The sequence below is a fragment of the Pseudomonas sp. NPDC089395 genome (genome assembly GCF_044749525.1).
Lineage (GTDB): Bacteria > Pseudomonadota > Gammaproteobacteria > Pseudomonadales > Pseudomonadaceae > Aquipseudomonas.
The window spans coordinates 449,505-469,422 of the sequence record NZ_JBIVID010000002.1 but is presented as its reverse complement, the minus strand read 5'-3'; the positions used below and the strand labels follow the sequence as shown (position 1 = coordinate 469,422).

At 62.5% G+C, this 19,918-nt stretch carries 22 protein-coding genes and 2 pseudogenes; 11 read left to right on the top strand and 13 right to left on the bottom strand.

The genetic code is table 11. From position 1 onward, the window contains the following. Window positions 1-115: 115 nt before the first annotated feature. Entirely contained in the window at window positions 116-1,153 is a 1,038-nt protein-coding gene (locus ACIPZG_RS07165; protein WP_400711587.1) for an alpha/beta hydrolase family protein, read from the top strand. On the opposite strand, the gene ACIPZG_RS07160 is transcribed toward ACIPZG_RS07165, so the two are convergent. The 4 genes and pseudogenes from ACIPZG_RS07160 to ACIPZG_RS07145 form a co-directional block, all read right to left on the bottom strand. Next, window positions 1,124-2,317, bottom strand: coding sequence for an MFS transporter (locus tag ACIPZG_RS07160; protein ID WP_400711584.1), 1,194 nt, complete (start codon window positions 2,315-2,317; stop codon window positions 1,124-1,126). The genes ACIPZG_RS07165 and ACIPZG_RS07160 overlap by 30 nt on opposite strands. 210 nt (window positions 2,318-2,527) lie before the next feature. After that, a complete protein-coding gene (locus ACIPZG_RS07155; protein ID WP_008089163.1) occupies window positions 2,528-4,114 on the bottom strand; it encodes an ABC-F family ATPase in 1,587 nt (528 codons plus the stop codon). 20 nt (window positions 4,115-4,134) lie between these two features. Further along, window positions 4,135-4,365 (bottom strand): annotated as a pseudogene (locus tag ACIPZG_RS07150) (site-specific integrase); the annotation flags it as partial. A gap of 28 nt (window positions 4,366-4,393) precedes the next feature. Continuing rightward, window positions 4,394-4,572, bottom strand: a pseudogene (locus ACIPZG_RS07145) (Crp/Fnr family transcriptional regulator); the annotation flags it as partial. 65 nt (window positions 4,573-4,637) lie between these two features. Here ACIPZG_RS07145 and ACIPZG_RS07140 point away from each other — a divergent pair. The 6 genes from ACIPZG_RS07140 (at window position 4,638) to ACIPZG_RS07115 (ending at window position 8,893) form a co-directional block, all read left to right on the top strand. After that, window positions 4,638-4,871 (top strand): hypothetical protein, encoded by a 234-nt coding sequence (locus ACIPZG_RS07140; RefSeq protein ID WP_400711581.1) that lies wholly within the window; start codon window positions 4,638-4,640, stop codon window positions 4,869-4,871. Between the two features lie 659 nt (window positions 4,872-5,530). After that, window positions 5,531-6,718 carry an NnrS family protein gene (locus ACIPZG_RS07135; protein ID WP_400711578.1) on the top strand — a complete coding sequence of 396 codons (1,188 nt, stop codon included), beginning with the start codon at window positions 5,531-5,533 and terminating at the stop codon, window positions 6,716-6,718. A 9-nt stretch (window positions 6,719-6,727) separates the two neighbouring features. Further along, complete coding sequence (locus ACIPZG_RS07130; protein WP_400711575.1) at window positions 6,728-7,168, top strand: CopD family copper resistance protein; 441 nt, start codon at window positions 6,728-6,730, stop codon at window positions 7,166-7,168. Between the two features lie 218 nt (window positions 7,169-7,386). Beyond that, window positions 7,387-7,815, top strand: coding sequence for an anti-virulence regulator CigR family protein (locus ACIPZG_RS07125; RefSeq protein WP_400711572.1), 429 nt, complete (start codon window positions 7,387-7,389; stop codon window positions 7,813-7,815). A 168-nt stretch (window positions 7,816-7,983) separates the two neighbouring features. Further along, window positions 7,984-8,352 (top strand): hypothetical protein, encoded by a 369-nt coding sequence (locus ACIPZG_RS07120; RefSeq protein WP_400711569.1) that lies wholly within the window; start codon window positions 7,984-7,986, stop codon window positions 8,350-8,352. Between the two features lie 181 nt (window positions 8,353-8,533). Next, entirely contained in the window at window positions 8,534-8,893 is a 360-nt protein-coding gene (locus ACIPZG_RS07115) for a hypothetical protein (protein ID WP_400640108.1), read from the top strand. A 22-nt stretch (window positions 8,894-8,915) separates the two neighbouring features. Here the strand turns inward: ACIPZG_RS07115 and osmE are convergent, their stop codons facing one another. Beyond that, window positions 8,916-9,278, bottom strand: a complete 363-nt coding sequence (gene osmE, locus ACIPZG_RS07110) for an osmotically-inducible lipoprotein OsmE (protein WP_008095652.1) — start codon at window positions 9,276-9,278, stop codon at window positions 8,916-8,918. A gap of 143 nt (window positions 9,279-9,421) precedes the next feature. Beyond that, window positions 9,422-9,640 (bottom strand): hypothetical protein, encoded by a 219-nt coding sequence (locus ACIPZG_RS07105; RefSeq protein ID WP_400640109.1) that lies wholly within the window; start codon window positions 9,638-9,640, stop codon window positions 9,422-9,424. A 191-nt stretch (window positions 9,641-9,831) separates the two neighbouring features. Between ACIPZG_RS07105 and ACIPZG_RS07100 the strand changes: the two genes are divergently transcribed. Together ACIPZG_RS07100 and ACIPZG_RS07095 are read left to right on the top strand one after the other, a co-directional pair. Then, window positions 9,832-10,620: a lipopolysaccharide biosynthesis protein gene (locus ACIPZG_RS07100; protein WP_400711566.1), complete on the top strand. Its 789-nt coding sequence runs from the start codon at window positions 9,832-9,834 to the stop codon at window positions 10,618-10,620. An 86-nt stretch (window positions 10,621-10,706) separates the two neighbouring features. After that, window positions 10,707-11,207, top strand: coding sequence for a methylated-DNA--[protein]-cysteine S-methyltransferase (locus ACIPZG_RS07095; RefSeq protein ID WP_008095646.1), 501 nt, complete (start codon window positions 10,707-10,709; stop codon window positions 11,205-11,207). Between the two features lie 19 nt (window positions 11,208-11,226). Here the strand turns inward: ACIPZG_RS07095 and ACIPZG_RS07090 are convergent, their stop codons facing one another. Continuing rightward, the gene (locus ACIPZG_RS07090) at window positions 11,227-11,742 is read right to left on the bottom strand and encodes a DUF3016 domain-containing protein (RefSeq protein ID WP_400711563.1); all 516 of its coding nucleotides are present in this window, start codon (window positions 11,740-11,742) and stop codon (window positions 11,227-11,229) included. Between the two features lie 74 nt (window positions 11,743-11,816). Between ACIPZG_RS07090 and ACIPZG_RS07085 the strand changes: the two genes are divergently transcribed. Continuing rightward, window positions 11,817-12,506 (top strand): metallophosphoesterase, encoded by a 690-nt coding sequence (locus ACIPZG_RS07085; protein ID WP_400711560.1) that lies wholly within the window; start codon window positions 11,817-11,819, stop codon window positions 12,504-12,506. A gap of 141 nt (window positions 12,507-12,647) precedes the next feature. Here ACIPZG_RS07085 and ACIPZG_RS07080 read toward each other — a convergent pair whose 3' ends face one another. After that, complete coding sequence (locus ACIPZG_RS07080) at window positions 12,648-12,788, bottom strand: hypothetical protein (protein ID WP_400711557.1); 141 nt, start codon at window positions 12,786-12,788, stop codon at window positions 12,648-12,650. 297 nt (window positions 12,789-13,085) lie between these two features. Between ACIPZG_RS07080 and ACIPZG_RS07075 the strand changes: the two genes are divergently transcribed. Next, entirely contained in the window at window positions 13,086-13,709 is a 624-nt protein-coding gene (locus ACIPZG_RS07075; protein ID WP_400711554.1) for a LysE family translocator, read from the top strand. Here the strand turns inward: ACIPZG_RS07075 and ACIPZG_RS07070 are convergent. The 5 genes from ACIPZG_RS07070 to hbdH all read right to left on the bottom strand — a co-directional run bounded on the left by ACIPZG_RS07070 (window position 13,706) and on the right by hbdH (window position 19,915). Beyond that, a complete protein-coding gene (locus ACIPZG_RS07070) occupies window positions 13,706-16,075 on the bottom strand; it encodes an autotransporter outer membrane beta-barrel domain-containing protein (protein ID WP_400711551.1) in 2,370 nt (789 codons plus the stop codon). The genes ACIPZG_RS07075 and ACIPZG_RS07070 overlap by 4 nt on opposite strands. A gap of 135 nt (window positions 16,076-16,210) precedes the next feature. Further along, window positions 16,211-16,486 carry a peptidylprolyl isomerase gene (locus ACIPZG_RS07065; protein ID WP_009686637.1) on the bottom strand — a complete coding sequence of 92 codons (276 nt, stop codon included), beginning with the start codon at window positions 16,484-16,486 and terminating at the stop codon, window positions 16,211-16,213. Between the two features lie 36 nt (window positions 16,487-16,522). After that, on the bottom strand, window positions 16,523-18,481 hold the full coding sequence (locus ACIPZG_RS07060; protein ID WP_400711548.1) for an acetoacetate--CoA ligase: 1,959 nt from the start codon (window positions 18,479-18,481) through the stop codon (window positions 16,523-16,525). A 128-nt stretch (window positions 18,482-18,609) separates the two neighbouring features. Beyond that, entirely contained in the window at window positions 18,610-19,089 is a 480-nt protein-coding gene (eco, locus tag ACIPZG_RS07055) for a serine protease inhibitor ecotin (protein WP_400711545.1), read from the bottom strand. Between the two features lie 55 nt (window positions 19,090-19,144). After that, the gene (gene hbdH, locus ACIPZG_RS07050; protein WP_400711542.1) at window positions 19,145-19,915 is read right to left on the bottom strand and encodes a 3-hydroxybutyrate dehydrogenase; all 771 of its coding nucleotides are present in this window, start codon (window positions 19,913-19,915) and stop codon (window positions 19,145-19,147) included. Window positions 19,916-19,918: the final 3 nt, after the last annotated feature.

Genomic DNA, 19,918 nt, shown 5'->3' with positions numbered 1-19,918 from the left:
GGCCTGTTAACCCACAGGCTGGTGCAGGCGCATTTTTCATCCAGCTTTCATCTGCTGCTCGCTCGACCGGCCCTATCCTCTGGTGATCCCCTCGCTCCGCTCGGGTAGCCGGCCAATGAACATCCTCCGCTGCTTGCTGGCACCGTTGCTGTGCGTCGGCCTGCTGGTCCATGCCGAGGCCGCCCCGTGGGTCGCGGGCCTGCACCACATGACCCTGGACGATCCGGTCGATGCGCGCCCGATGCAGGCCATGGCGTTCTACCCCGCCCATGGCACGCCCCGCAGCCTGCGCATCGACGGCTACCCCGTCGACGTCGCAGAGGAAGCTCCAGTTGCTTCGGGCCAGTTCCCGTTACTGGTGCTTTCCCACGGTAACACCGGCAGTCCCCTGGCCTTGCATTACCTGGCGACATCTCTGGCCCGCCAGGGGTTCGTGGTGGTGGCGGTGGTGCACCCAGGCGACAACGCGCGCGACCACAGCCGCCTTGGCACCTTGAGCAACCTTTATGGACGACCGCTTCAGGTCAGCGCCGCGATCAGCGCAGCCCGCGTCGATGTGCTGCTGGGGCCCTACCTGAACGATGGCAAGGTTGGCGTGATCGGCTATTCGGCCGGTGGCGAGACGGCGCTGATCCTGTCAGGTGCGCGGCCCGACCTTGACCGCCTGCGCAAATACTGCCTCGAACGCCCCAACGATGCCGACGCCTGCAAGACTCACGGAGTGCTGATCGCCGACCGCAACGAACTGGTCCCCCAGGCTGACTCACGGGTGGGAGCGGTGATGTTGATGGCGCCTCTGAGCTTGATGTTCGGCCGTCATGCCCTGGCCGGCGTAAAGGTCCCGGCACTGATCTACAGCGGCGACAGCGACCAGTTGGTGGCGGTGGACCGCAATGCCGAGGCGCTGGCGCGCAAATTGCCCGTGACCCCGGACTATCGCCTGCTCGCCGGCGCCGGGCATTTCGTGTTCATGGCCCGCTGTGACGAAGAGCAGCATGCGCGTATGCCGGTACTGTGCAAGGATGCCGAGGGTGTCGATCGGCGTCATATCCATCATTCCCTGCAGCGCGACACCGCGGCCTTCTTCAGCCAGACCCTGGGCGCGCCAGCGTATGCAGGCCGTTCAGGCGCGACGGCCGCGCCGCGCCAGTAGCAGTATCAGGCCAACACCGGCCAGGGCGAGCAAGGCCGCTACACAGAAGATCGAGGCATAGCCCAGGTGCATCGCCACCGCGCCCATCACTGGCCCTGCGATGGCCAACGCCATGTCGAAGAACACCGCATAGGCGCCCAACCCGGCACCGCGACTGCTGCTCGGCACCTGCTTGATCGCTTCGACACCCAACGCCGGGTACACCAGTGAAAGCCCGAACCCGGTAAGCCCGGCACCCAGCAGTGCCCAGGCAGGCGAGGGCGCCAGCCACAACAGGCCCAAGCCGAGCACCTCGGTGGCCATGCAGGCGACGGCCACGTTATAGCCGCCAAAACGGTTGACCGCGTTGACGAACAGCAGACGCGAAATGATGAAACACAGGCCAAAGGCACTGAGGCACCAGGCCGCGCCGATCCAGCCGCGCTCCAGGTAATACAGGGTAACGAAGGTGGTCAGGGTGCCATAGCCGATCGACGCCAAGGTCAGCCCAAGGCCGCACGGGGCCACCCGGCCGAACGCCGACCAGAAGGGCAGGCGCTCCCCGCGCACTACGACCACATCGGCGCGCTTGCGCAGCACCAGCAAAGCGAAGCCGGCCAGCACCAGCAGCGCTGGCCCCAGCACACTGAAATCAAAGCCATCGACCGCCACCACGCCCATTGGCGCGCCAATCGCGATGGCACCGTAGGACGCGATGCCGTTCCAGGAAATCACCCGGGCCGTGTGCTCCGGTCCCACTTGGTTGATACCCCAGCTCAGTGTCGCGACGCCGATCAGGCCTTGGGCAAGCCCGAGCAGTACGCGCCCGCCTAACAGCAAGGTCAGGCTCACCAGTGGAATGCTCAGGGTCCAGGCTGAAAGCAGCGTCAACACTCCGCAACCGGCGATCCCCAGCAAGCCATAGCGAATGGCCTTTTTGCCGCCCAGGGTATCGGCCACGCGCCCGGCGAAGGGACGGCTGAGCAGGGTGGCGAGGTATTGCAGGGCGATGGTCACCCCGGCGATCACCGCGCCAAAACCGAGCTGATCGTGCACATAGCTGGGCAGCACCGCGATCGGCAAGCCGATGCAGAGGAAGGCAATGAAGGTGTAGAAGACGATCGACAGGATCTGCTGGGTGATGCCGAAGGTGTTGCTGGCGGGGGCGGGTTGCTGCGCGGTCATGGGCTCGTTCGCGGGCGGGCGGGGCGTGGCTTCATCATGGCCGTTGCGCGAAAGAAAAGAAAGCAGGCTAACTAATGTTTTGTCGGCTTGTTCAAGCCAGTAACAGAGGCGCTGCCCTCATCGCTGGCAAGCCAGCTCCCACACCGGGCTGCGGTGCTTTTATGTGGGAGCCGGCTTGCCGGCGATGAGCTCATTACAGCCTCAGCTGATTCAGACCAAGACGCCCTGGCTACGCAGGTAATCGTCATAGGTGCCGCTGAAGTCCACTACGCCATCGGGCGACAGCTCGATGATGCGGGTGGCCAGCGACGACACGAACTCACGGTCATGGCTGACGAACAGCAGGGTGCCCGGGTAGTTCTCCAGCGCCAGGTTCAGCGCTTCGATCGATTCCATGTCCAGGTGGTTGGTCGGTTCGTCCATCACCAGCACGTTCGGCTTTTGCAGGATCAGCTTGCCGAACAGCATGCGGCCCTGTTCACCACCGGAAATCACCTTCACCGACTTGAGGATCTCGTCGTTGGAGAACAGCATGCGCCCGAGGGTGCCGCGAATGACCTGTTCACCGCTGGTCCACTGCCCCATCCAGTCGAACAGACTCAAGTCGTCTTCGAAGTCGTGGGCGTGGTCCTGGGCGTAGTAGCCCACTTCTGCGCTGTCGGTCCATTTCACCGAGCCGGCATCGGGCGTCATCTCGCCTACCAGGGTGCGCAGCAGGGTGGTCTTGCCGATACCGTTGGGGCCGATGATCGCAACGCGCTCGCCGGCTTCGACGGTAATGTCGAAGTTCTTGAACAGGACTTTTTCGTCGAAGGCCTTGGCCATCTTCTCGACGACTACCGCCTGGCGGTGCAGCTTCTTGGTCTGCTCGAAGCGGATGAACGGGCTGACCCGGCTCGAAGGCTTGACCTCGGCCAGCTGAATCTTGTCGATCTGCTTGGCCCGCGAAGTCGCCTGCTTGGCCTTGGAGGCGTTGGCCGAGAAGCGGCTGACGAAGGTCTGCAGCTCGGCGATCTGGGCTTTCTTCTTGGCGTTGTCCGACAGCAGCTGCTCGCGCGACTGGGTCGCTGCGGTCATGTACTCGTCGTAGTTGCCCGGGAACAGGCGCAGCTCACCGTAGTCCAGGTCGGCCATGTGCGTGCACACGCTGTTCAGGAAGTGACGGTCGTGGGAAATGATGATCATGGTGCTGTTACGCGCCGTCAGAATCGTTTCCAGCCAGCGGATGGTGTTGATGTCCAGGTGGTTGGTCGGTTCGTCGAGCAGCAGCACGTCCGGGTCCGAGAACAGTGCCTGGGCCAGCAGCACACGGAGCTTCCAGCCTGGCGCCACTTCGCTCATCGGGCCGAAGTGCTGTTCCAGCGGAATCCCCAGGCCCAGCAGCAGCTCACCGGCACGGGATTCGGCGGTGTAGCCGTCCATTTCGGCGAATTCGGTTTCCAGCTCGGCGACGGCCATGCCGTCTTCCTCGGTCATTTCCGGCAGCGAGTAGATGCGATCGCGCTCGGCCTTGACCTTCCACAGCTGACCATGGCCCATGATCACCGTGTCGATCACGGTGAATTCCTCGTAGGCGAACTGGTCCTGGCGCAGCTTGCCCAGGCGGGTGTTCGGTTCGAGCATGACCTGGCCACCGGACGGCTCCAGGTCGCCGCCGAGGATCTTCATGAAGGTCGACTTGCCGCAACCGTTGGCGCCGATCAGGCCGTAGCGGTTGCCGTTGTTGAATTTGACCGAGACGTTTTCGAACAGCGGCTTGGAGCCGAACTGCATGGTGATGTTAGCGGTGGAGATCAAAGGGCTTACCTATCAGTAACTTACGACGCTGGATTTTCAGCTGATACCGATTTGATACCAATCTTGAGTGTTTCCAGCTCGCTCCAGTCGGAGCTTGAGTTGAGCCAACGGGCATGCGTCGACAGCAGCATCTGAACGCTGTGACCCAGCTGTTGGGCGATAAATGCGGGGTTGAGGCCGGACATTGAGCACATTGTCGCATAGGTGTGACGGCAGTTGTATGGGGGGCGACGCTTGATCCCCAATTCCTTGGGGAGACCTAGGGCGCGCTGGTGGGCTGAGTCGCTGGCAGGGCAGGCGATAGGCATGTCCGGCGCTTTGCACGATGGCGCGGCTGGGGGGCTTTCGCCACCCATGAACACGGCGATGCCGACCAGACCTTCATTGCCCACCACCGAGATCTCGGCCGAGGCCCCGTTTTCCATCACATACAGCAGCGAGACAATGGCATCGGCAGGAACTGATTTGAACGGTCAGCCTCTCAATGCCAGCTACCATGAGGTTTCACTCAAGGAGTGGAGCTATGGCCGATAAATATGTTGGGAAAATAGTTGGGATGGGCACGGATAATGTGAGGTACGTCATTAACATCTATCAGGATGAGACTGTAGAGCGCTCGCCAAATGGCATGATTCGACATGCAGGCCTAAAGCATTTTGAAATGCAGTTTGGGGGTGCCGTGCATAAGATTTCCGAGACTGAATACGAAATTGCAGCGACGGGGGTGAGGGTCACTGTACAAGAGGGTGACAGCTAGGAAGACGTCGCGGATAAAACCGCTCTTGCAGGTGCACCTCTGCCCTCAACACTTGCGCTGTATCTGTGGGAGCGACTGTCTTGCTCCATTTCTAAAACTTGACGCGATTCCTGTGGGAGCGGGCTTGTCCCGCGAACACCGGCGAGGCCGGTGCCATGCTCCGCGCTGCCTGTTTCGCCGGCAATGAGGCCGGTATTGACAGAAGTCCTTTCTCCGGGTCGATCGCACAGGCCTGATTGTGGCGCTAATGGGCAGCTGTTCCCCTCGCCACGCAGCCATGGTCGGGTGCGGCAGGATGTTGGAATGGGAATTGCTGTGATCCAGAAACATTGATCACAGTGCAGAGGCAACAATGACTCAGGATGACTGCTATTACATGATCTTCGTTGTTGCTGCTGTCCTGATCTTGGATCTGTTAGCGACTTTAGTGTTTCTGAAGCTCCTCGTTTGACCCACTCGCGGGCTCAGCCACACCCCGAACCGGGGCATCTTGGCAATTTGTTCCGAGAAGGGCTAATACAAACGCCCAGCGCTCGGTGTTCTGCGCAGTAGGGTTGATACCCACTGCGGACACCTCTTCCTTGTGATCACTCCTTGACACCGATCACGGGCGGCACAACTGGATTTGGCATGATGCCAATGCCGCTGGAGGATGAATCATGCAGATTCTCGATGCACGTAAGGCCATGCGCGTACCACCGCTGTTTCGACTCGGCTTCAGGCCTTTCTTCCTGCTGGGCAGCCTGCTCGCGCTTGTAGCGATTCCTCTGTGGATCACCGCATTGCTGGGTATGCAGGCTCTGCCACAGCCCATGGGCGGATGGCTGGCCTGGCATCGCCATGAACTGGTGTTCGGCTTTGGCGGTGCCATCATCGTCGGCTTCCTGCTCACCGCAGTACAAACCTGGACGGGGCAGCCCAGCCTGTCCGGCAAGCCTCTGGCCGCTTTGGTGGCCATATGGGTGCTGTCCCGGCTGGCCTGGTGGCTGGGTTCACCCGCGTTGCTGATCCTGGCCAACCTAGCGTTCCTGGTCGCGGCGACAGGGGTCATGGCTCGCCTGCTCTGGGCGGTGCGCCAGCATCGCAACTACCCGGTTGTCGCCGTGCTGGCACTGTTCACGTTGGCCGACCTGCTGGCGCTGGTCGGGGTCGCTCAGGGGCAGGATAGCTGGCAGCGGCAGGGCGTCTGGGCCTCGGTCTGGCTGGTGGCGGCGATGATGGGGTTGATCGGTGGCCGGGTGATTCCCTTCTTCACCCAGCGCGGATTGGGGCGGGCGGCCATGGTCCAGCCCTGGCCTTGGCTGGACTGGGCGCTGCTGGGGCTCACCGCGTTGCTGGCGGTCCTGCATGCCGCCGGTGCAGGACTGGCGCCGCAGCCATGGCTGGCGTTGCCATTCGCCGCGCTGGCGCTCGGTCATGGCATCCGCCTGGTGCGCTGGTTCGACGCCGGACTGCTGCGCGTGCCGCTGTTGTGGTCGCTGCATCTGGCCTATGCGTGGATTGTCCTCGCTTGCATGGGCATGGCGCTGTGGCATGGCGGGCTGGTCGCTGGTGCCAGTCCGGCGCTGCATGCGCTGACGGTCGGTGCCACGGGCGGCATGATTCTGGCGATGTTGGCGCGGGTGTCGCTGGGACATACCGGCAGACCGCTGGAATTGCCTCCCGGGCTGGCCCTGGCCTTCTTGCTGCTCAACCTGGGCGGGTTGCTCCGCGTCTTCGGCGTCGGATTTCTGTATGTGCCGTCGCTGTGGCTGTCGGCCACCTGCTGGGCCTGCGCCTTCGGCCTGTACCTCTATCGCTACGCCCCCATGCTCTGTCGCACCCGCGCTGACGGCCATCCCGGATGAGGAGCTGAAATGGTCTATCTGCTGCTGAAGTTCGCTCACCTGGCCGCTGCCGCCTTCTTTATGGGTGGCGTGTTCTTCGAAGTGATGATCCTCAGCCGGGCTGCCCGCAGCCTAGAGCCCGGGCCGCGCGAGCAGCTGTCCAGGGCGCTGGGGCAACGGGCGCGCAAGGTCATGCACTGGGTGGTGCTGGCGCTGTTCGGGGCCGGCCTGGGGTTGGCCTGGCATTATCGCACCGCGCTGGCCGAGCCCTTCGCCAGCAGCTTCGGTACGCTACTGACGGTGAAGATCTGCCTGGCCGTGAGCATCCTCGGGCATTTCCTCGGCGTGGTCTTTCTGATGCGCACAGGCCGCATGACCCCGGCACGTTCGCGGCTGATCCACCTCAGCGTGTTGGTGCAGATGCTGGTCATCCTGTTCCTGGCCAAGGCGATGTTTCTGCTGAGCTGGTAGGTGTCCTCAGCAAGGGCTCCCAAGCCGCCGTCAGACGACCAAAGGTGCGAAGATTAATCGAACGCGCGGGCCAAGATCCTTCTCGGGATCCGGCCTTGGACGAGGAGTCGCCCAGGGAGTGAACCTGGCTTGGCTGCAGCGGTCAATTCCGCGGTACTTAGCGATGTTTCGAGCATCGTATATCGTGTAGAGACATCCCATTTCGCAAGGAAACACAAATGGCGACGCGTCGATTTGCCGTTGCAGCAGTCACTTCAATTGCATTGGCACTGGGCCCTTGCCTGGCCTTCGCGGACCCCGGTAAAGGCAAGGGACAAGGCCACGGAAACTCCGGTGGAAACAAGAACAGCGCCGCTTACGATGATAAGCATGGAGCGCCTTCAATAGATCGAGGTGATGTACTTGGCATTCTGAGCGGATACCGCAGCTACTGGACGCCGGGAAAAGCGTTGCCCCCAGGTATCAAGAAAAACCTGGCTCGCGGAAAGCCCCTACCGCCCGGTATCGCTAAGCAGCTCGATGGCAGATTGATCAGCCAGCTTCCCTACTATGAGGGCTACGAGTGGATGCAAGCGGGCGCCGACCTGATACTTGTTGCCGTTGCCACCGGGATCATCTATGAGGTACTGGATCGCGCGCTGGATTGAGTGAGCGAAGCGCTGCCGCGTGCGGGAGCGCCCTCTGACCGATATAGCGAACAAGAATATTACCCGCACACTCTGAGGGGTAATATGGGTAATCACAAAACTAAAACAAGGGTTACACGTATTCGCTACCTTGTTCGACCTTTTTGATGGGGGCCAGGAGTGTGTCGCGTGAAGCGCTCAACGCCGGTAGCAAGCGCAATATTGATGTCGGCCTTTGCAACGATCTTCATGACGGGATGTGCACAAAACCCTGATGTTCGGGCGGGCCACGATTACACCTCAGGCACCACCGAAAGAAGCGCACCTGATTACCTGGGGTGCGTAAAAGGCGAATTGCAGAGCGATGCAACTACGTTCGAAGTCGGAACGGGTGATTCGGTCAAGCTCTTCGTCGATAGCACGGATCCTGACAAGGCCAACGGCCTGATAGAAGTGCAGGGGGGCGGTGCCCATCGGCAATTCACAGCCTATCAACGGGATGCCTGGTATGACCATGGGCGACTGCTCGATGCTGCGCTGATGTGCAAGAAGGCCTAGCGGCTGTTCCTGTATCACGGAAGAACAAAAAGCCCGCCCTCTGGAGTGCGGGCTTTTTGTGATGGGTGCTGATCCATCAGCGCCGTGCATTCTACGGGAGTTGTCGGCGTTTTGAATTCGACGGAAGTCTTGCGTGTGCACTACCTTGGTTGATTAGTACTTTGCCAAGAGCGTGGTTAAAATGCGTCAGGTCCTTCTCGGTCAATTGCAAATGCTCAATTTTCGTATTCTTTTCTGTGCCGCGCTGGGTGTCAGCCTGGTGGGTTGTGCCAATCCCGGCAAGCCGACGGCCAGCAAGCTTACCCACAAGACGCCCAGCGAATATGCGGCGTGTGTGTTGCCAAAATGGCAGGCAGTGGCACCGCTCACCACGCAGAAGTCCATCGCCCATGGCTACCGGCTGATTGCGCCCAGCGCGGTCACTTCGGACGAGGTGCTGGAAGTCGTCGAGTACCGCGAAGGTAGCCGTGCCACCTTCTACAAAGGGAGTTTCCTGTCGGGCGACAAACTGCGCCGGGCCGCAAGGGATTGTCTGGAGTGATCCCTGGCGACCCGCGCGGTCGCTAGTAACCAGAACCTCCCACACCGCCCATGCTTGGCAGCGGCTGCCTGGCCCGGTATTGCGCATTGCTCCATTCGGCACAGGTCATGAAATCGGTCTTGTCGACCTTGCCGTTGGCGTCGAAGCTGACGTTGAAGGGTTGTTTCTGGCCTGACTTGGCCAGCATGTAGTCGAAACACGTACCCGGTACGACTGTGCGGTCTGACACTGCATCGGGCTTGCCACCGATTTGCATGACCTGATCCTTGCTCATCCCGGTATTCACTTTCGACACCAGCGGGTTGTCCTGGTAGAGCGAGGCGTTGGTTGAGCACCCGGCCAACGCTGACAAGGCGAACATCAGTGCGTATGTCGATTTGTTCATGACAGTGCTCCCGTATTGAGAACGCCGGAAAGGCACTTCATCGATCCAGTCGGCTCTTCATCATACGCTTGTGCTGCCGCCCCCGGCGTTTGATCAGCAGGGGGCAGCAACAGGTCCGGACACTGGCTGATCTATTGGCCGGTTCAATGCCCCGGCAGTGGTTGCTCGATATTCTTGTTCAAGCGCTGGCATTGCAGTTCTGCTGCGGTCTTGCTGGGGTAACTGGGTTTGAGGCGCTCCTTCGCCTGGTTGTCATAGATGTCGAAGCCACCGCATACGGTCGCCGCGTAATACCTGCTACCGACGCGAAAAGACTCCTTTTCGATCGGCACAGCCGGAACGATAACGAATCTTGGTTGCATGTTTCGTGCCTCCCCAGGCAGAGACCTAAGTATTAGTTCGTGCGTGGGTAACCATCAAGGTTGCTCATGAATATTTGGATTTGCGAAATAAGACTCATTAGTCGCAGTCTGTAAGCGTTTTGTAAAAGAGTTCTCCGAAGGCTCTGGGGCGCGTATCCTGTTGAAATAATTCAGACCTGATGATGTACCTGATGAACCCACTTCCGTCGCAGCTCAATGCGCAACGCGGGGCGTTCTCCAGTTTCGAGGCGTGTCGCAATACCCAGAAAGGCCCCGTGATCATTCTTGCCTCGGGCGCTTCTGCCAAACAATTCCCGTTGGCAGAGTTCGCTCACCTGCCAGTGATTGCCATGAATGGTTCAGTCTCACTCACCGCAGCGTGTGGCGTGAAACCGTTCTTTTATGTGTGCACCGACAAGAGCTTTCGCAAGCAACAACCGGCACTGTTTGCCCAGGCCTTGCGCGACAGCCAACGCCTGGCGCTGTGGCCGGAACAGTTCGTCGATGCCGACGTGCCCCCCGATACACAGTGCTATCCCTTGCACAAGGCCGACAACCCAGGCGTGCTGGATGGCTTGCGTGGGCATGGCGACAGGCATGTCTGCAACCGTTCGATATGGAGCAAACGGGCGCGTTCGATCGCCTTCAGCAAGGACATGTCGAGCGGCTACTACGATGCGCGCACGGTGGCTTACGTCGCCCTGCAGCTGGCTTATCACCTGGGTTTCGAGCAGGTGCTGCTGGTGGGCGTGGATCTCGACCAGAATGCGGGTCGCTTTTATGAGAACGGCACGGGGGAGCGTTCGCCCTGTGGGCTCGATCAGCACTGGGATAGCCGCATCCTGCCGTCGCTGACCTTGATGGCCCAGCAGGTGGTAAACGAGCACTTCCGTGTCTACAACCTGTCTGCGACCTCGCGCATTCCCCCCTCGTTGATCCCCAGGATCGACCTGGCTGAAGCACGTCGCATCGCTATCTGAGGATTTGCCGCACAAGAAACGGAGTGCGCCAGCCAGCGTGCGGCGTTAGAGTGCGCAGAACGTGTCTTGCCATGGAAAACCGCTCTATGTCTTGTGCCTTCACCCTTTTGCAATCCCCGGTCGGCACCTTGACGTTGGTGGCTCGCGGCGAACGGCTGGCTGCCGTGCTGTGGGAAGAGGAGCGTGAAAACCGCGTGCGCCTGGGCGAACTGCACCGGGATGACCAGCACCCGATCTTGCGCGAGACAGCGCGACAGTTGGGCGAGTACTTCGCCGGCACCCGCCAGCGCTTCGAACTTGCGCTGGATTTTGCCGGCACCGAGTTCCAGCGCCAGGTGTGGGCCGCGTTGTTGACCATACCTTTTGGCCAGACCCGAAGTTACAGCGATATCGCCCGGCAGATCGGCAACCCCAGCGCCGTGCGTGCGGTGGGCGCGGCCAACGGCCGCAACCCGATTTCGATCATCGCGCCATGCCATCGGGTGATAGGTGCCTCCGGTAGCCTCACCGGGTTTGCCGGTGGTTTGCCGGCCAAGCAGTACCTGCTGGCACTGGAAGGGCGCCAGAGCCTGGCCCTGGACTTCTGATCGACGCTCCACGAGCCACTCACGTTGCCGGGTGCGGAGCGAAGCGCTGGCGGAACCAGTCGTTCAACATGGCTTTCTCGGCGAACAGGCGGTCATTGCTGCTGGCCATGCGGCCTGGGCGGCTGAGGTACATCTTGTCGCTGACCCGCTCCTGGGCTTGCTGGTCCGGTTTGCCGGGCTGGCTGAGCGTGTAGCTGAGGTCGATGGTCGGCCAGGTGATATCGCGCATGAAGCGCACATCGTAGGCGCGGCTGTGCCACGGCTCGAAACGGCCGGCCAGGTCTATGTCACGGATGTCGATCACCAGCTGCTGGCCTGGCTGCAGGTAGCGCTGGCCAAGGGTCTGCAGGTACTGGGTGAGGGTCTTCATCACGTAGTCGTCGGCGCCGCGTTCGTAGCCGGCGCTGTCTAGGCTTGCGTCGCGGAATTTTTCCGGATGATCGAAACGCACCTCGACCTGCGCAGGTGAGGTGCCTTGTGCCATGCTGTTGAGAGAGAGCGCCATGAGCACGGCACACACCAGGGTGTTACGCATGATGCACCTCCGGGGCGAACTGCGTTTCGCTCCATTTTACGCCTGCCCGGATGCGGCAGCTGAGGAAGATTGTAATGAGCCGGTTTCGGCGGATAGCCGCCAACAGCAAGGGACGCGACCTGGCCGTCGGCGACATCCACGGCCATTTTCAGCGCCTGCAACAGTGCCTGGATCAAGCGGGTTTCGACCCTGAAACGGACCGCCTGATCAGTGTCGGCGACCTGGTCGACCGCGGCCCGCACAGCGCTGAAGCGTTGGCGTGGCTGGCCAAACCCTGGTTTCACGCCGTGCAGGGTAATCATGAATCGTTGGCGATTACCTACCTGTACGGAGGGCGTCTGGACCTGGAGATGTACCGTGCGGCCGGGGGCGGCTGGTTCCTCGATCTGTCCCGGCATGAGCAGGAAGTGTTCGTCGAACAGTTCCTGCAACTGCCCATTGCCCTGGAGGTGCAGACATCAGCCGGGTTGGTCGGCGTGCTGCATGCAGACAGCCCGTTCAACGACTGGGCCGCCTTGCGCGAGAGCCTGCTGTTCGATGACGACGCCCGTGTTCGGGAGGTTTGCCAATGGTCTCGGCAGCGCCTCAAGGACGGTGATACCGAGCCCGTCGCCGGGCTGCGAGCCTTGCTGGTCGGACACACGCCGGTGTTGCAGGCCAAGCGGTTGGGCAATGTCTGGCATCTGGATACCGGCGGCTGGGCCAGTGGCCATTTCACCTTGCTGGACCTGGCGAGCCTGGCGGTGGTCACTCCCGCAGCTTGAACTCGGCAAAACGGGGAAGGCGCCTTGGGCTGCGCCTCCCCAAGGCCTTGCGCTACCTGCTGCTACAGGGATTGCAAGGCAATGCTGGCGGTCTGCGAGTTTTGTTGACTATCGGCGTCCATCCACACCCATTGGGTACCCTCACCCTGCAGGTTCTCGTTGATGCTCTGGAGGACGAGGTGGTGATATTGAGGTGCAGGTGGCCACGTCGCCGGAGCCGAGGGTAATGCGCTGGCCGCCGTTCCAGTTGATCTGTGCGGCGCTGATGCCGATGCTATCCATGTTGTAAGTCCCTATACCGTGTTGAGAGGACAGGTGCCGTCACTCCGCTTCCTTTGCGCAGGGCTCCTTGCACCTGGGCACGTGTTTCGTGCCAAGAGCAGGTATAGATCGACCACGGCGGGTAGCTGATATTGTTTGGCTATCGGTGCTCGCGGCGCTTCAAGCGAACCGCGATAGGTGCCTTGCCAGGCCGTGTGGCACCGGGGCTGGGGCCCGTACAGTTTTTGCGGCTGGCTGTATCTTGACCCTGCAGCCGCTAGTTGTCTGAATGTGAGGCTGATCATCAGGAATACCCAAATGGATCTCTCGAGCCTGTTGCTTTTCATCCCTGCCTGCTTCGCCCTGAACATGGCGCCGGGGCCGAACAACCTGCTGTCGCTGCATAACGCCAGCCGTTACGGGCTACGTGTGGCCTGCGTGGCCGGTGGTGGGCGTCTCGTCGCCTTCAGCGGCATGATCGCCCTGGCGGCGATGGGCCTTGCCGTGGTGTTGCACACCAGCGAATATCTGTTCCTGGCAATCAAGGTGGTTGGCGCGGCCTACCTGTTCTACATCGCCTGGCAGCTGTGGCGCGCCCCGGTGGGCGAGGCGGTGGTGGCCAGCGACCATCCCCGCGGTACCTGGCGTTTGGCGCGCCAGGAATTCTGGGTGGCAGCCGGCAACCCGAAGGCCATTCTGATCTTCACCGCCTTCCTGCCGCAGTTCGTTTCGGTGGGCAGCGCCACGCCGGTGAGTGAGCAATTCTTCTGGCTGGGCGTGCTGTTCCTGCTGCTGGAATGGGCGGCGATTGCCATCTACGCGGGGCTGGGCGCCTACCTGCAGCGCTGGTTCAGCCAGCCCGGTCCGCGCCGGCTGTTCAACCGGGTCAGCGCCTCGCTGCTGGGTTGTGCCGGCCTCGGGCTGCTGGCCGCACGCCGCTAGAACTGCCAACGCACACCCAGGTTCACGCCGCTGGCTTCCTGCTGGCGGCTGTCCAGATTGCTGCTGTACTGCACGCCGCCGTGCAGGCTCAGCGCCTGGCTGACCTGGGCGACCAGCCCCCCTTCGAGCTGCACCGAGGTGTAGCGGTAATCGGTCTTGATCTTGTCCACGCCATCGAACGTCAGCGTGTCGCGGCCCCCGTCGCCGTGCCACAAGTTGAGCTGTGCGTAAGGCTGCAGCAAATGCCCACCGCGGCCTGTGAAGGCGCCCTCCAGACGCAAGCCCAGCCGTCCCGTCAGCTCGACCTGGGCGTCATAGTTGACATGCGAAACACGGTCGTTGGCACTGTCCAGCGAGACTTTCTGGGCAATCAACTGACCCTGCGGTTCCAGGCTCCAGCGCTCGGACAAGCTGATCGGATAGCCGGTTTCCAGCGAGCCGGTCCAGGCATCGCCGTCGATGTTCAGTTTATCGCCGCGATCGGAGCGGGCACGGCCGTCCAGACGGGTGTATTGCAGCACCGCATCGAGGTACCACCGCTCTGGCCCAACCAGTGTCCAGTACCCGCCGACGCTGTCGCCATCGAGCCTCAGGTCACCGACACTGCGGTCCTCCATCGCCAGGGCAAACCCTTTGACGTCGCCTTCCAGGCGACTGTGGCTGACATACACGCCGACATGCTGGCGATACCCCCCGTCACTGACCTTGGCATACAGGTCCTGGCCGACCTTGAAGCCATACAGGTCACCATCCAGGCTCGGAGCGACCGTGCCACTCCATTGCTGGCGCAGGTTGCCGCCATACGCCTGGCCCCAGCTGGCAGGGACGCCGCCCTGGCCTTGGAGCAGCTGCTGGTCGCCCTGGCGCTGGTGGAAGGTGCCGAGGGCCTGGCGGGCGATGATCGCGGCGCCGCGTGGCGCGGCGGCGTAAACGGGCACTTCGGGCCGGTACAGCGGCAAGCTGGCAGCGGCAACCGGCGCCGGCAGATCGGGCTGGCCCGGCGCGGGGGCCGCCACGGGCGGTGTTGCGGCGGGCTGCTCGGTCGGCGTCTGCGGGTCCTCGGGCGGAACGCCAGGCTCCTCGATCGGCGTGCCAGGCACCGGAGGTGTCGGTGCCGGCGTTGCTGCGGGTGCGGGTGGCGCTACCAGCGTCGAACGCAGGTACCAGCTGTTCTCCGAGCCTGCCGTGACACCGCCCTTGAACAACCGGTAATCATAGGCGCCTGCCGACAGCGTCTGGGTCTGGACGAAGGCGGTGTTGCTGCTGGTGGCGCCGTCCCGCGCCTCGACCACCTGGATGCCGTTCTGCGGCGTCGCAGCCCCCGCGCCCCCGAGGTTGTTGACCAGCAGGCGGGTGCTGCCACCGATGGCGCCCTGGCTGACCACCAGCCGGTCGGACGGTGCGCCATCACCGGCCAGCACGCTGTTGACCCGCAACACGCCGTCGTTGCCCTGGTAATCGCCATTGATAGTGAGCCGGCCCTGGGCGTCATTACCGCTGCCCAGGTCGATCGTGCCGGCGTTGACTACCGCCGCACGTTGCCCCTGGGTGAATGCTGTTACGGTGCCCTGACGAGAGAACAAGGTGCTGCTGGCATCGAGGTTCAACGACCCTCTGCCACTGTTGGCGTCCCCCAGGACAAGGCTGTCATCGAGGGTAAGGCGGCTGTTTTCGCCAACGTTGACCGTTTCCCAGTTGGGATACAGGGCGCCGCCGACGATTTCGCTGTTGGCAAAGCCCAGGCTGTCATTGCCATCGCCACCGTCAAGGGTGGCGGTCAAGGTACTGGCGTCGAGGTTGCTGATCGTCGCCTGATCATCCCCCAGGCCCATGTCGACGCGGCCCTTGATGCTGCCGCCGGACCAGCTGAAGACGTCATTCCCGGCGCTGGCAAGGACATTGCCGCTCAGCGTCCCACCCGTGATGGAGATGTTGTCCACGCCACCACTGGTGCTGATGTTGCCACCGATGGTGCCACCGCGCAGGATGATGGTGTCATTGCCGAATCCGCTCACCAGGTTGCCATCGATCGACGTGGCGACGGCCGTGTCCTGGGACATCTCGAAAAAGTTGTCGGCGAGCTTGAGGTCCACTCGGCCGATGCGCCCGCCGCTGAAAATGGCCCGGTCGCCATCTTCGAATGCGCCGACGATGCGCCCATCTGACATGTTGAACGTGTCAAAGCTTTCACCCTGGTTCAACGACTGGACCGTACCGCCAGTCATGGTGAAGTCATCGATGGCCTGGGTCTGCACCACGGCCCCCAAGGTATCGCCGGCGGAAACCCGCAGGTCCTGGGCATGGCCTAGCAGGGGCAGGGTGAGCAGAGGTAGAGCGGCAGGCGCGAGCAGGCGTGAATAACGCATCGGCAGGTCTCCGAGTCCATGTGGGATGGACCACTGCTGGAACCGCGCCATTGGGCGCGGTTCCGGCCCTGCCGGAGTTGTAGAAAATTACCGGATAACCAGCAACTGGCAAAAATGCTAGGTGGCCAAGCGCTATCAGTCGCGATAGAACGTTTGCACCAGGTGATAACCGAACTTGCTCTTGATCGGCCCATGCACCACACGCAAGGGTTTCTTGAAGATCACCTGGTCGATGGCACCCACCATTTGCCCAGGGCGTACTTCGCCCAGGTCGCCGCCGCGCTTGCCCGACGGGCAAGTGGAGAACTTCTTGGCCAGCACGTCGAAGGCCTCGCCGTTGGCGATGCGCTGTTTGAGCTTTTCGGCTTCGTCAGCGGTCTTGACCAGGATGTGGCGGGCTTGAGCTTTCATGGGACACCTGTGCTTCGGGGCAAAAAAAGGCCGCCATTATGCCTGATCACGCAGCTCCGTGCGGTCGCGAAACTGCTCCAGCGCCTCGGGATTGGCCAGCGCGTCGGTATTCTTCACGGGCAGGCCGTGCACCACGTTGCGGATGGCCAGCTCCACCAGCTTGCCACTGACGGTGCGCGGCATGTCATTGACCTGGACGATCACGGCCGGCACATGGCGCGGGGTGGTGTATTGGCGGATCACCTGACGAATGCGCTGGCGCAGCGGCTCGTCGAGCTGCAGGCCCTCACGCAGGCGCACGAACAGCACCACGCGGACATCGCCTTGCCAATCCTGGCCGATGGCCACGCTTTCCAGCACCTGCTCGACCTTTTCCACCTGGCGGTAGATTTCCGCCGTGCCAATGCGCACCCCACCAGGGTTGAGCACGGCATCGGAGCGGCCATGGATGACCATGCCGCCGCTGGCGCGAAGTTCGGCATAGTCGCCTTGCGCCCAGACCCCGGGGAACTGGCTGAAGTAGGCCTCGAAATAACGGTTGCCATCCTCGTCATGCCAGAACCCAAGGGGCATCGATGGGAAGCTGCGGGTACACACCAGCTCGCCTTTTTCTTCAATCACCGGCTGACCATGCTCGTTCCAGACCTCCACGGCCATGCCCAGGCCCTTGCAGGCGATCTCGCCACGGCGCACCGGCAGGGTCGGGTTGCCCAGCACGAAGCAAGACACGATGTCGGTGCCGCCTGACATCGACGCCAGGCACAGGTCGCCCTTGATCTTGCCGTACACGTAGTCATAGGTGTGGGGCGACAGCGGCGAGCCCGTGGAGAGCAACAGCCTCAAGGTGTCCAGGCGATGGCTGTGCCTTGGATGCAAGCCTTGCTGTTCCAGGGTGGCCAGGTACTTGGCGCTGGTGCCGAAGGCGTGGATGCCTTCGGCGTCGATCAGGTCCATCAGGCGTTCGGCGCCTGGGTGCAATGGCGAGCCGTCATACAGCACCAGCGTGGCGCCGACGGCCAGGCCGCTGGCCAGCCAGTTCCACATCATCCAGCCACAGGTGGTGTAGTAGAACAGCACCTCGTCAGCCTTGAGGTCGTTGTGCAAGCCGTGTTCCTTGAGGTGCTGCAACAGTACACCGCCAGCCCGGTGGACGATGCACTTGGGCACGCCGGTGGTGCCGCTGGAATAGAGAATGTACAGCGGGTGGTCGAACGGCAGTGGGGTGAAGACGGGGGCACCGCCTGGCTGGTAGACGTCATCCCAGAGGCTGACCTGGGCTGCATTGAAATCCTCGGCACGGGTGTGCTCGCGGGTGTAGGCCACCACGATCAGATGTGCCAGTCCTGGCAGCTGCTCGCAGACCTGGTTGATCTTGTCGACCTGGTCGATCACCTTGCCGGCGTATTGGTAGCCCGCGCAGACGATCAGCAGCTTCGGCTCGATCTGGCCAAAACGGTCGATGATGCCGTGCACGCCGAACTCCGGCGAGCAACCCGACCAGACCGCGCCGAGGCTTGTGCAGGCCAGCATCGCGACCAGGGTTTCCCAGGTATTGGGCATCACCGCGGCAATGCGGTCCCCCGGCACGATGCCCATGGCCCTGAAAGCCTGTTGCAACCCGGCGACCTCGGCGGCCAGCTGCGCATGGCTGAAGGACCGGCGCCGGCCGTCCTCGCGCACGGCAGTCACGGCTGGGCGGTCGTCACGGCGGCGCAACAGGTGTTCGGCGAAGTTCAACGTGGCATCGGCGAACCAGCGGGCATCGGGCATCTGCGCGCCTTCGCTGAGCACCTGGGTGGGCGGGGTATGCCAAAGGACCTGGAAATAGTCGGCAAGGGTCTGCCAGAAGGCTGCACGGTGCTCGATGCTCCAGCGGTGCAGGTCAGCGTAGTCATCGAGCTGCAGGTTGTAGCGCAGGTTGACCCAGCGGCGGAAGGCATCCATCCGGCTGGCTTTGATCTGCGCCGGGGAGGGGCGCCAGAGCACGTCGTTCATGCCGAACCTCCAGACGTGGGGCCGGGCCCTGTAGGGGCGGGGCTGGCGGACAGTGGCACCCGCGAAGTGGGCGGTGAATTCACGGCCTCTTCGCGGATGAATCCGCTCCTACAGGATAGCGGGGATGCTTACTCCGCCTTGGCCTTTTGCACGTCCTCGGAGGCCGACCATACGCGGTAGCGTACTTCCACGCCGTCCGGCACATAGACCACGACGGGCAACTTGCTGTTGTAGCGCAGCATGAAACCTTCGCCGACCACAGGCACGAATGCCTCGGTTTTCTCGCCATCCGGGCAGGCCATCAGGGTGCTGGCCGGGCCGCCGACCTTGTCCAGGCGGTAGTAGGTGTAGCCCCAGCCTTCCAGGGTACGTTCCTCCAGGCTGCCTGCCAGGCGTTGACGGTTGCAGTCGACCTGCAAGGTCTTGCCCGCCAGAATTTCAAGCTTGTGGGCCGACTCATCGGCCTGTGCCGGCAGGTGGATCACCTGCCGGCTAAAGCCTTTTTCGGCCTCAGGGTAGGGCGCGACGTCTTTCAGGCTGGCGGCCATCACCGGGGCGGCAGCCGCCAGGGCCAGGGCGAACATCGCGGACATTTGGGTTGGGCGCATAGGGCCTCCTTGCAATTGAACGGGTGCAAGGCCGCCGCCAGGCCCAGGCTACCCGTCATTGGGCCAACCAGCCGCCATCGACGTTCCAGGCGGCGCCGCGGACCTGGCTTGCGGCCTCGCTGCACAGGAATAGTACCAGCTCGCCCAGGTGCTCGGGGGTGACGAAGGACAATGACGGTTGCTTCTCTGCCAGCAGATCCTCTTGTGCTTGTTGCGTGTCGACGCCTTTGGCGGCGCGATCGTCGATCTGCTTCTGCACCAGCGGGGTCAGCACCCAACCCGGGCAGATGGCGTTGCACGTGACGTTGCTGGTAGCGGTTTCCAGGCCCACCACCTTGGTCAGGCCAACCACCCCATGCTTGGCAGCCACATACGCCGCCTTGCCGGTGGAACCGACCAACCCGTGCACCGAGGCAATGTTGACGATCCGCCCCCAGTTGCGCGCACGCATGCCGGGCAGGGCCAGGCGCGTGCCATGAAACACGGCCGACAGGTTCAGGGCGATGATCTTGTCCCAGCTTTCCACCGGGAACTGCTCGACCGGCGCCACATGCTGGATGCCGGCGTTGTTGACGAGGATGTCGACGCCGCCGAATTCCCGTTCGGCCAAGGCGAACAGCGCCTCGATCTGCGCCACGTCGGACAGGTCGGCCGGGTGGTGCACAACCTTCACCCCGTGCTCGGCAATGGCGGCCAAGGCCGGTTTCGGGTCGCCGAACCCGTTGAGCAGGATATTCGCGCCGGCGCGCGCCAGTGCCTGGGCAATCCCCAGACCGATGCCGCTGGTGGAGCCGGTAACCAGTGCAGTCTTGCCTTTGAGTGTCATGCA

Excerpts from the sequence above, each read along its gene's own strand:
- ACIPZG_RS07130 (WP_400711575.1), top strand. The coding sequence starts at position 6,728 with ATGGTCTATCTGCTGCTGAAGTTCGCTCACCTGGCCGCTGCCGCCTTC.
- ACIPZG_RS07075 (WP_400711554.1), top strand. The coding sequence starts at position 13,086 with ATGGATCTCTCGAGCCTGTTGCTTTTCATCCCTGCCTGCTTCGCCCTG.
- ACIPZG_RS07135 (WP_400711578.1), top strand. The coding sequence starts at position 5,531 with ATGCAGATTCTCGATGCACGTAAGGCCATGCGCGTACCACCGCTGTTT.
- ACIPZG_RS07060 (WP_400711548.1), bottom strand. The coding sequence starts at position 18,481 with ATGAACGACGTGCTCTGGCGCCCCTCCCCGGCGCAGATCAAAGCCAGC.
- hbdH (WP_400711542.1), bottom strand. The coding sequence starts at position 19,915 with ATGACACTCAAAGGCAAGACTGCACTGGTTACCGGCTCCACCAGCGGC.
- ACIPZG_RS07165 (WP_400711587.1), top strand. The coding sequence starts at position 116 with ATGAACATCCTCCGCTGCTTGCTGGCACCGTTGCTGTGCGTCGGCCTG.
- ACIPZG_RS07125 (WP_400711572.1), top strand. The coding sequence starts at position 7,387 with ATGGCGACGCGTCGATTTGCCGTTGCAGCAGTCACTTCAATTGCATTG.
- ACIPZG_RS07090 (WP_400711563.1), bottom strand. The coding sequence starts at position 11,742 with ATGCGTAACACCCTGGTGTGTGCCGTGCTCATGGCGCTCTCTCTCAAC.
- ACIPZG_RS07115 (WP_400640108.1), top strand. The coding sequence starts at position 8,534 with ATGCGTCAGGTCCTTCTCGGTCAATTGCAAATGCTCAATTTTCGTATT.
- ACIPZG_RS07100 (WP_400711566.1), top strand. The coding sequence starts at position 9,832 with ATGAACCCACTTCCGTCGCAGCTCAATGCGCAACGCGGGGCGTTCTCC.
- ACIPZG_RS07160 (WP_400711584.1), bottom strand. The coding sequence starts at position 2,317 with ATGACCGCGCAGCAACCCGCCCCCGCCAGCAACACCTTCGGCATCACC.
- ACIPZG_RS07080 (WP_400711557.1), bottom strand. The coding sequence starts at position 12,788 with ATGGATAGCATCGGCATCAGCGCCGCACAGATCAACTGGAACGGCGGC.
- ACIPZG_RS07065 (WP_009686637.1), bottom strand. The coding sequence starts at position 16,486 with ATGAAAGCTCAAGCCCGCCACATCCTGGTCAAGACCGCTGACGAAGCC.
- ACIPZG_RS07105 (WP_400640109.1), bottom strand. The coding sequence starts at position 9,640 with ATGCAACCAAGATTCGTTATCGTTCCGGCTGTGCCGATCGAAAAGGAG.
- osmE (WP_008095652.1), bottom strand. The coding sequence starts at position 9,278 with ATGAACAAATCGACATACGCACTGATGTTCGCCTTGTCAGCGTTGGCC.
- ACIPZG_RS07095 (WP_008095646.1), top strand. The coding sequence starts at position 10,707 with ATGTCTTGTGCCTTCACCCTTTTGCAATCCCCGGTCGGCACCTTGACG.
- ACIPZG_RS07085 (WP_400711560.1), top strand. The coding sequence starts at position 11,817 with ATGAGCCGGTTTCGGCGGATAGCCGCCAACAGCAAGGGACGCGACCTG.
- ACIPZG_RS07140 (WP_400711581.1), top strand. The coding sequence starts at position 4,638 with ATGGCCGATAAATATGTTGGGAAAATAGTTGGGATGGGCACGGATAAT.
- ACIPZG_RS07070 (WP_400711551.1), bottom strand. The coding sequence starts at position 16,075 with ATGCGTTATTCACGCCTGCTCGCGCCTGCCGCTCTACCTCTGCTCACC.
- eco (WP_400711545.1), bottom strand. The coding sequence starts at position 19,089 with ATGCGCCCAACCCAAATGTCCGCGATGTTCGCCCTGGCCCTGGCGGCT.